Source organism: Pseudomonas sp. CGJS7 (assembly GCF_036961695.1).
In genome coordinates this window covers 1-9,589 of sequence record NZ_JBAMDI010000222.1, presented here as the reverse complement: position 1 = coordinate 9,589, position 9,589 = coordinate 1, and the positions used below count along the sequence as shown (strand labels likewise).

The 9,589-nt window shown below is 67.0% G+C and carries 7 protein-coding genes; 2 read left to right on the top strand and 5 right to left on the bottom strand.

Going from position 1 to position 9,589, the window contains the following annotated elements; genetic code table 11:
- Window positions 1-1,440, bottom strand: a 1,440-nt coding sequence (locus V7787_RS51130; RefSeq protein WP_336095182.1) for an alpha-L-fucosidase, incomplete at its 3' end; no start/stop codon positions are given.
- Between the two features lie 226 nt (window positions 1,441-1,666).
- On the opposite strand from V7787_RS51130, the gene V7787_RS51125 reads away from it, so the two are divergent.
- Both V7787_RS51125 and V7787_RS51120 read left to right on the top strand, forming a co-directional pair.
- Window positions 1,667-3,112, top strand: a complete 1,446-nt coding sequence (locus V7787_RS51125; RefSeq protein WP_336095181.1) for an alpha-L-fucosidase — start codon at window positions 1,667-1,669, stop codon at window positions 3,110-3,112.
- A 241-nt stretch (window positions 3,113-3,353) separates the two neighbouring features.
- The gene (locus V7787_RS51120) at window positions 3,354-3,812 is read left to right on the top strand and encodes a hypothetical protein (protein WP_336095180.1); all 459 of its coding nucleotides are present in this window, start codon (window positions 3,354-3,356) and stop codon (window positions 3,810-3,812) included.
- 259 nt (window positions 3,813-4,071) lie between these two features.
- Here V7787_RS51120 and V7787_RS51115 read toward each other — a convergent pair whose 3' ends face one another.
- The 4 genes from V7787_RS51115 to V7787_RS51100 all read right to left on the bottom strand — a co-directional run bounded on the left by V7787_RS51115 (window position 4,072) and on the right by V7787_RS51100 (window position 9,499).
- Entirely contained in the window at window positions 4,072-5,817 is a 1,746-nt protein-coding gene (locus tag V7787_RS51115) for a DNRLRE domain-containing protein (RefSeq protein WP_336095179.1), read from the bottom strand.
- A 590-nt stretch (window positions 5,818-6,407) separates the two neighbouring features.
- The gene (locus tag V7787_RS51110; protein WP_336095178.1) at window positions 6,408-7,178 is read right to left on the bottom strand and encodes an FKBP-type peptidyl-prolyl cis-trans isomerase; all 771 of its coding nucleotides are present in this window, start codon (window positions 7,176-7,178) and stop codon (window positions 6,408-6,410) included.
- Between the two features lie 37 nt (window positions 7,179-7,215).
- Window positions 7,216-8,853: a multicopper oxidase family protein gene (locus V7787_RS51105; protein ID WP_336095177.1), complete on the bottom strand. Its 1,638-nt coding sequence runs from the start codon at window positions 8,851-8,853 to the stop codon at window positions 7,216-7,218.
- Between the two features lie 157 nt (window positions 8,854-9,010).
- On the bottom strand, window positions 9,011-9,499 hold the full coding sequence (locus V7787_RS51100) for a hypothetical protein (protein WP_336095176.1): 489 nt from the start codon (window positions 9,497-9,499) through the stop codon (window positions 9,011-9,013).
- Between the last annotated feature and the right edge of the window lie 90 nt (window positions 9,500-9,589).

Sequence of the window (9,589 nt, the reverse complement as noted above, 5' to 3'; positions counted from 1 at the left end):
GCGATACACCGCCACCGTGGCGATCCGCGCCGGCGCGTAGGCGTGTTCGATCACCAGCCGCAGCCGTCGCGCCCGCACCGGCTCGAACCGCTCCAGGCGCTTGCAGCCGATGGTCGTGCCCCAGGCCACGGTCCGCCAGGCGCCGTCGCGCCAGATCTCGAAGCGGTGGTTGGCCACGTGCTGGCCGTCGGCGATGGCTTCCTGCAGACACAACAGGTCGAACTCGATCTCTTGTTCCAGTTCGAACTCCAGCCACGCCTCGCCCGCCTCGGCGCGCCAGAACGAATCCGCATCGCCATCGAGCGCGCGTTCGGGCGTCTGGCCGTCGCTGGCGCGCACGCGCGCGCCGGCCAGCCGGTTGCCGCCTGCGAACAGCGCCGCGCGCTTTCGCCCGAACTCGGCCAGACGGGCGACGTCGGTGTCGTGGAAGCGGCCGGCGCGCGTGGGCGGCACGTTGAGCAGCAGCTTGCTGTTGCGGCCGACCGAGCTGCAATACAAATCGATGAGGTTGTCGGCGCTGCGCACCTTGGCGTCTTCGGCGGCGTGCCAGAACCAGCCGGGCCGGATCGATACGTCGGTTTCGCCCGGGCGCCACACGCTGCCGTGCGGGTCGCCTTGTTGCAGCGCTTCGCCGACCCAGGGCCGGTCGTAACCCGGATACGGCACCCGCGCCGGATCCACCATCGCCCAGCAGGTGCTGCCGGCGACGCCGCGCTCGTTGCCGATCCAGCGCACGTCCGGGCCTGCGTCGGAGAAGATCACCGCCTCCGGCTGCAGCTCGCGCACGGTGCGGTGGATGCGCGGCCAATCGTAGGCCTGACGCTTGCCGTTGGGCCCTTCGCCGTTGGCGCCGTCGAACCACACTTCGATCACCGGGCCGTAGTTCGTCAACAGTTCGGTGAGTTGGGCGATGTAGAAATCGTCGTAGGCCTTGCCGCTGCCGTAGCGCGGCTCGTGCCGGTCCCAGGGCGAGAGATAGAAGCCCACGCCCCAGCCTTCGGCGCGGCACGCATCGACGAACTCGCGCACCACGTCGCCCTGGCCGCCGCGCCACGGACTGCTGCGCACGCTGTGGTCGGTGGTCGCGGTCGGCCACAGGCAGAAGCCGTCGTGATGCTTGGCGGTCAGGATCATGCTGGCGAAACCGCCGGCCTTGGCCGCGCGCGCCCATTGCCGCGCATCCAGATCGCCGGGATCGAACCGCTTCGGATCTTCGTCGCCCTCGCCCCACTCGCGATCGGTGAAGGTGTTGACGGTGAAGTGCACGAACATCGCCAGCTCTTCGCGCTGCCACGCCAGTTGCCGCCGATCCGGACGCGGCCGCTGCGCCGGGTTCGACGACTGCGCGGACTCGGCATGGCGGGCGCCGAACGCGGAAGCCAGCGGTGCGGCGCTTACCGCCGCGGCGGTGCCGTTGATGAGAAAGCGGCGACGATCCATGAAACCTCGGCGCCGGCCGGCGCGACAGTGCGATGACTGGAGTCTAGTGCGGATCGCCGCCGCGTCGCGCATCGCGCGCGGATTGCCGCGTTTTGTATTTGTTTCGACGATTTGCGCGCGATTTGAAATTTCGCGGCGGCGTCCAAGCCGCGACAAACCGCGCCACGGTTGACTGCATCGCCGCGCGTTTGTTTCGATGCGGTTTGCCCTATGCCGGAGACGCCCGATGCCGCTCGCCACCGCCCCGCGTATTGCGACTGTCGCGTTGATCGCACTGCTGGCCGCGCTGCCCGCCGCGCACGCGGTCACTCCGGCGGCGCAGGTGGCCAAACCGGCGACGGTCGCGCCCAGCGAAAGCCAGGCCGCGTTCGATGCGCGGATGCAGTGGTGGCGCGAGGCGCGCTTGGGCATGTTCGTGCACTGGGGCCTGTATTCCGGCGCCGCCGGGCGCTGGAACGGCGAAGCGATCAAGGGCTCGGCCGAATGGATCCAGCGCAACGCGCACGTGCCCACCGACGAATACGCCAGGCAGATGCTGCCGCTGTTCAAACCCAAGCCCGGCTTCGCCCGCGAATGGGCCAGGCTGGCCAAGCAGTCCGGCGCCAAGTATCTGGTGTTCACCAGCAAGCATCACGAAGGCTTCGCCCTGCACGACAGCGCGGTCAGCGACTTCGATGCCAAGGACGCCACCGGCCGCGATCTGGTCCGCGAAATCGTCGACGCCGCGCGCGCGGAAGGCCTGAAGGTCGGGCTGTATCACTCGGTGATCGATTGGCATCACCCAGCCTATCCCTACCGCGACTTCGCCCGCCTGGAACACCCGCTGCCGCATCCGCTGGAGAAGGCCGGGGATAAAGAAGACCCCGGTTACGCCAAGCGCGCCAACCTCAAGCAGTACCAGGATTTCCTGCAGGCGCAGGTGCGCGAGTTGGTCGAGCGCTACGGCCCCATCGACGTGCTGTGGTGGGACTACTCCAACCCCGGCGCCGAAGGCGAAACCTGGCGCGCCGGCGAACTGATGGCGATGGTGCGCAAGGCGCAACCCGGCATCGTCATGAACAACCGTCTGTACCGCTCGCTGGGCTACGACGATCCGCAAGGCAGCCTGAAATGGTTCGACCGCGCGCACGGCGACTTCACCACGCCCGAGCAGGCCATTCCAGCGCAGGGCGTGGCCGGCGTGGACTGGGAAGCGTGCATGACCATGAACGGCACCTGGGGTTACAGCGCGCTGGACACCCACTGGAAATCCACTCGCGAACTGGTGCGCGATCTGGCCGACACCGCCAGCAAGGGCGGCAACTTGTTGCTCAACATCGGGCCGATGGCCGACGGCAGCGTGCCCGAGGCGAGCGTGCAACGGCTGCGCGAGATGGGCGCGTGGCTGCAACGCAACGGCGATTCGATCTACGCCACCCAGGCCAATCCCACCGCGCCGGTCACTTGGGGCCGCATCACCGCCAAGGGCAAGCGCTGGTACCTGCATGTGTTCGAGCGCCCCGCCGACGGCGAGTTGCGGGTGCGCGCCGACGGCGCGTTGCGCGCGCGATTGCTCGATGGCGGTCGCGAACTGGCCTTGCGCCGCGACGGTGCGGAGGCGGTGATCGCATTGCCTGCGACGCTGCCCGATACGATCGACACGGTGATCGAATTGGCTCCCAGCGAAAGCTGAGCGTTTCGGAACCAAGCTTCGTTCATGTACCTGACAAGCCCGCGTTCGCGCGGGTGCCGCAACGGGTACGGCTTGTGTCGCGGCGGGTCAGTTTGTCATGGTTGGGCCTGCAGGCATCACATTTCAGACGCGACCAAATTCAAGAAATAGTCCTTATTTTTCAATTCATTACATCTTTTTTCATCACGCCGTTTTTACGTAATGCCCTCGTAAATAGCAAGGACGTCAGGGGGCGTCATACATGAAAAACATCGAGGTTTTCAGCATTGCCACCGCGCGGATCTGCGCGGCGGCGCTTGAGCAGCATCCCGTCGTAGCCCGCTTCAACGCCGAGGAATCGGCGCGTCATCTTCCGGGCGTGGACCCCACCAATCGCGAAGCCATGGCCGCGGCGGTTCTCGCCTGCGGTGCGACGTTCGAGTGGCTGATGGATGAGGGGTATCTGCGCAGTACCGCTTGCGTCAAAGAGTCGTTGAACGGCGTTCCGTTCGTGCACCTGGCCTTGCGTTACCGACTGACCGAAAAAGGTCTGGCGATTCTCGGCGCGCACGCCAACAACGCCGCCGACGAACACAAGACCATCGGCGATCGTTTGATCGCCGCGGTCAAGCTCGGCGGCGCGGAACGGATCAAGGAATCGGTCAAGCTGATGATCGGCGCCGGCGCCAACGCGCGTCCGGCGCTGACGGCGATGGGTTGAGCGATCCGCTTAAGCCATCGCGCTGATGTAGACGACAACGCCCGCTTTCGCGGGCGTTGTCGTTTTCGGTCGCCGCCGACAGAACTGCCTTGGCCGAGCCGGCGAGAGCAAGATCAAGATGGATTCCGGCTTTCGCCGGAATGACGGTCGCTAAGCGGCGCGGCTTTATCAGCAGCGCTTAGGCGCCGTCATTTCAGCAGCGCTTAGGCGCCGTCATTATTCGCGCGGCCGGCCGATGCGGCCGGCCGCCAAGTGCGGTTTACGGGCTGTAGGTCAGAATCAGCTGCGGCGCGTTGGCGCCTTCGCGCGAGGACCAATCCACGCCGTCGCTGGAAGTGGACGACAGCACCACGCCGTTGTTGGCGACCGAGCCGGACGCCCAGTTCTTCACCAATTGCAGGCCGGCGGCGTTGAGGGTCAGGGTCTGCGCGCCGGTGGCGCTGGGCACGATCGAGCCGATCTTGGTGCCCAGGCTGACGCCGCTGTAGCTGGCGTTGGCTTCGGTCCAGGCCGCGCCGGCCTGATACAGGTCGTAGGTGCCGGTGGAGCGGTCGGTGATCTGCAGCTTCACTTGCGCGCCGGTGATGGTCTTGCCGGCCGCGGCGGAGACGTCCCACGCCATCAGGCCGCGCAGGGTCTGGCCGCCGTCGCTGCCGTCGGCGAACAAGGTCGCGCTGTTGTCGCGGCTGCCGCCGGACTTCACCGTCACGTCGCGCACGCTGTTGAAGGTCTGGCTCTGACCCGGCGGATTGCCGCCGCCCTTGTTGCAGGTGCCGGTGAAATGATCGGTGTAGCTGCTGCCCGCGCGCGGCACGAAGTCGCCGGTGTAGCCGGTCGCGGTCAAAGTGAGCTTGAGCACGCCGAAGGTGTTGTCGTTGCTGGCCTCCAGCAAGGCGTGGCTGCCGCTGATGTCGTAGAACGCGCGGCCGCCGGTGCCGACCAGGATCTGACGGATGCCGTCGCTGGCCGCGTTCTTGTCGGGATTCATCTTGCCGTAGCGCTGGTAGTTGTGGTCGTGGCCGACCAGAACCAGATCGGCCTTGGCCGCATACAACGCATCCCAGAACGGCTTGACCTGGCTGTAGCCGCTGTAGCTGCCGCGGCTGATCAGGGGGTGATGGAAGTACGCCGCGGTGCAGGGCTTGGTGTTGGCGGCCAGATCGTTCTTGAGCCAGGTGACCTGGGCGCTGGCCACGGTGCCGCCGCTCATGGTGTTGAGGGCGATGAAATGCCAATCGCCCACATCCCAGCTGTAATAGCCCTTGCTGCGATCGCCGGCCGGACCGGTCTGATTGCCGACGCCGTTGAAGTAATCGAAGTAACCCTTGGCGCCTGAGGTGCTGTAGTCGTGATTGCCCGGCGACGGGCTGGTCAGCGCCTTGAACCGGCCCCAGGTCGGCGCGTAGCGGTTGTTGTATTCGCTCAGGGTGCCGCTGTTGTAGGCGTTGTCGCCGGCGGTGAACACCGCGGTGGGATTGATCGAGACGATCAGATCGGAGGTGCCTTGGCAGGCGTTGCCGCTGGTGTCGCAGATATCGCCGGCGCCGGCCACCACCACCGTGGCTTTTTCCAGCGGCGTGGCGCTGTACTCGTAACGGTCGAGCTGGAAGCCGCTGGCGGGCTGGCTGAAGTAAGGCTTGATGTCGACGCACTCGCCGCGCAGCGCGCGGGTGGTGAAGCTGCGCTCGTTCCAGTGGCCGCCTTCGAACACCAGCTTGTCGCCGCCACTGCTGGTCAGCACCAGCGAGTCGTAGCCGGACAACTTGAGTTCCTTGAAACCGATCCGCAACCAGCGCGCGCCGGTTTCGCAGACGCGGTCGGCCGCGGCCTTGGCCAGGGGCGTGGCGCGCAGCGAAGCGGCCGCGGCGATCGGCTTGCTGTGGGTGTCGTCTTCGGACAGTTGCAGCGTGCGCTGCGCCGCGTGCGCGGGCGCGAGGACGGCGGCGCCGATCAGCAGGGTGGCGATGGCGCCGTAGGCGGGCGCGCCCTTGAGCTTGGAATTCACTGGCTGTCTCCGAAGACGGGAGTGGCTGGGAAGGCTGGGGCGGTATCGCGCCGATACCGCCGACGATGGCTGCGGAGTGTGGCGGGAAAAGTGCTACACGATTGCGACGGATTTGGCTGCCGCGATCTCGACCAACGCGGCATGCGTCACAAGTTTGGATTCGGTGGCTGGAACGCGGCGAATCGGGAGCACAAAAACGGGCGGGCTGCTGAGTATCGGCGGCCGCTGCCGCGAGTTCGTTTATCGATGTCAGCGGGAGTTTCTCGGCTAATCGCCGGCTTGCGATTCGACCCAAGCCGCATCACTGCGCCGGCTAGGCAATCGGTACTCGGTACTCCGCAAGCCAACCCTGCGCGAAACCTCACCACACCGTCATTCCGGCGGAAGCCGGAACCCATTTTGATCTTGCTCTTGCTCGTAACTTCAGACGACAACAGCAACAGCAACGTCAAAATGGGTTCCGGCTTCCGCCGGAATGACGGTGTGGGCGCATCGTCGCGGTTGAATGACGGTGTGAGAGCATCGTCGCGGTTGGTCGCCAGGAGTGTCGCTCTTAAGGGCGAGCTCCATCCGTCGCCGCGACACCAAAGTCACTCATCGTGCGTCGGCGCGCCCTGCCCGGCGATCTCCAGCAACTCGATCTCGAACTCCAGCACCGAGTTCGGTTCGATCTGCCCGGCCATGCCGCGCTCGCCGTAAGCCAGCGCCGCCGGCACCCAGAACCGGTACTTGGCGCCCGGCGTCATCAACTGCACGCCCTCGGTCCAGCCCGGCATTACCTGGGCCAACACGAACTCAGCCGGATGGTCGGTGTCGTAGGTGCTTTCGAATTTGCTGCCGTCCAGCAGCTTGCCGATGTAGTTCACCCGCACCGTGTCGCTGGCCTTGGGGTGGCTGCCGCGGCCTTCGCTCAACACCTGGTACTGCAGGCCCGAAGCGGTGGTTTTGACCCCTTGCGCGGAGGCGTTCTTCTTCAGGAACGCCTGCCCCGCGCTCAGATTGCGCGCGGCGATCGCCTTGACCTCGGCGTCGTGCTTGCCGCGCAGGTGTTCGCTGAAACCTTCGCGGATGCGCTTGCTCTGGGCGTCGTCGAACAACGAGGCGCGCCCGGCCTGGGCGTCGCGGATCGCGCGCAGCACCACCGCTTCGTCGAGTTCGCCGCGGATCGGTTCGATGCTGGCGGCGAAATCGCGGCCGACGATGTAGCTGATCTTGGCCTTCTCATCGCCGAGCTCCGCCGCGGTCAGCGGCGCTGGCGCGGCGGACTTACCGGCGTCGCCGCCGGTGGGCGCGGTGCAGGCGCACAGTGCGAGCGCCATCGACAACGACATCGCGGACAAGCGAACGAAACTACGCGGCATAGCCAAGCTCCAGTAGCGACGCGTAAGCGCGCCGCGGTCAGTCGGTCACCGCGAAGGTCAGCATCATGCCCATGTCCTCGTGTTCGAGGTTGTGGCAATGGAGCATGTAGCGCTGAGTGCCGGTGAAGGGTTGAGCGAAATCGATGGCCAGCCGCACGATCTCGCCCGGCCACACCACCACGGTGTCGTTGTAGCCCAGATCCTGCGGGTTCAAGCCGCCCGGCGCGACCTGACGGCCGCGGATGTCGGGTGGGCTGATCGCGCGCGACAGCACCCGGAACTGGAAGCCGTGCAGGTGGATCGGGTGCGGCATGCTGGTCATGCTGTTGCGGACTTCCCAGACCTCGCGGCTGCCGCGCTTGATCGAGAATGCCGGTTCGTGGCCGCTGAGGTGGAAGTTCCAGTCGTTGATGAACCAGCGGCCTTCTTCGTCCATGCGCAGGCGCAGGCCGCGCACCGGCCAGTCGGCGGTGTCGGGCAGGGGCTCGATCTTCGACAGCGCCTGCAGGTCCGGCAGCTTGGCCGGCGGCCGGTCGCGCGGCGCGCACTCGATCACCCGCAGCTCCATCAGATCCAGCGGCTCGCCCATCGCCGCGGCGCCGGGATGGTCGCCCATCGGATCGGGCAGGAACGCGCCGGATTCGTCTTCGTTTTCCATCGCCACGTAGTCCAGGCTGCGCAGCGTCACTTTCTCGCCCGGCGCCAGCGCGCCGAAGTCGACCAGCACATCGACCCGTTGCGCCGGCGCCAGAAACACGTCGTCGACCGGCCAGGCGCGCTCGAGCAAACCGCCGTCGCAGCCGATCAACTGCATCGGCAAGGCCTTGTCGCCGTGCATGAAGCACGGCCGCAGCATGCGCGCGTTGGCGACGTTGGCCAGGCGGAAGCGATACCAGGCCGGGATCACCTCCAGGTACGGCTCGGGCGTCCAGTTGACCAGCACGCGGTTGCCGATCCAGTCGTCGGCGCCGTCCTTGTAGACGATGGCGTTGTCGGCGCCGACTTGTTTGTCGCTGATCATCAGCGGCAAGTCGCGCTCGCCCCAACGCATGCCCAGACGCGCGCGCAACGCCAGTTCTTCTTCGTCCTCGATCAACAGCAAGCCGGCCAGCCCGCGCTGCAACTGCACGCCGGTGCGGCCGTGCGGATGGGCGTGGTACCAGTACAAGCCGGCGCGGTTGTCGACCCGCAAGCGATAACGGCGGCTGGTGCCGGCGGCGACCGGATGCAGGCCGCTGCCGTCGTTGGCCTCATCCACCGACAGGCCGTGCCAGTGGATGGTGGTGTCCTCGGCCAGACGGTTGTCTAAGCCGACATCGATCAGCTCGCCGCGGCGCGCGCGCAGCAGCGGGTTGATCGCATCGCGCCCGTCGCGCTTGCCGACGTAGGACCACAGCGTGGTCGGCGCGCCCGGGAACAAGCCTTGCTCGATCGCGCGCGCGGTCAGCGCGACCGGCTGCTTGAGGTCGATCTCCGCCATCAGCCCGTCGCCGCCGGGCAAGCGTAGCGGCTGCACGAAGCGCGCATCGGGCGGCAGCAATTGCAGGTCCGGCGCCGACGCCAGGCGATGGCCGTGGCCGCCGGTCCAGCGCCACATCGCCACCGGCCCGGCCACGCAGGCCGCGCCGCCCAGGCCGAGGCCGATCAGGAAACGGCGGCGTTGCGGATCGCTCATCGGTGCGCGGTTCTCCATCGGTGGCCGAGCGGTGGATGCATCGCCCAGGGCTGGCGCGAAAGACCCGCCATCATCCACGCGGCAGATTGCAGTTTCCGCTTCGGCGCTGCGCTTCTGTGACGCGGATCAATCCCGGCGGCCGCGGGCCGGGCGGCGATCAGACCGAATCGTCGAGCTTGGCCTGCCAGATGCGGTCGCCCATTTCGTGCTCTTCCACCCCGGCGAAGAAACTCTCGCCGAGCGTGTCGTAGTCCGGGTCGCTGGCGCCGCGCCAATCGAGAAACTTGGGCCGGTGCACGGCGAAGCCCTGCGGGTGGGCGGCGTTGCGGTAGGGCACGGCCACGGTCGCGGCCAGATCGCCGGCGAAATCGCGCACGCTCAGGATCAGCGCGTCGGTGCGGCCCGACGGCAGGGTGAGGTAACCGTCGTGCACCAGCACCGCGTGGCGGGCCTCATCGGGATTCGATGCCAGCCGCGCGCGGCCCTCGCCGACCCCGGTTTCGGCTTGCTCGCTGGCGTAGCGGACCATTTGCCGTTCGCCCTGCGCGGTTTCGAAGGCGTACATCGGAATCAGACTCTCGCCGTCGGCCACGCACCACACTCCGTGCGCGGCGAAGAAGCCGGCCAGTCGGATCGCTTGATTCATTCCCTTCCCCCCAAGAACGGCTGCGCTCGCTCCCCCTGCGCGGTCACTGTACACGCTGGCGCTGGCGCAGATCGATGCCCGGTATCCGAC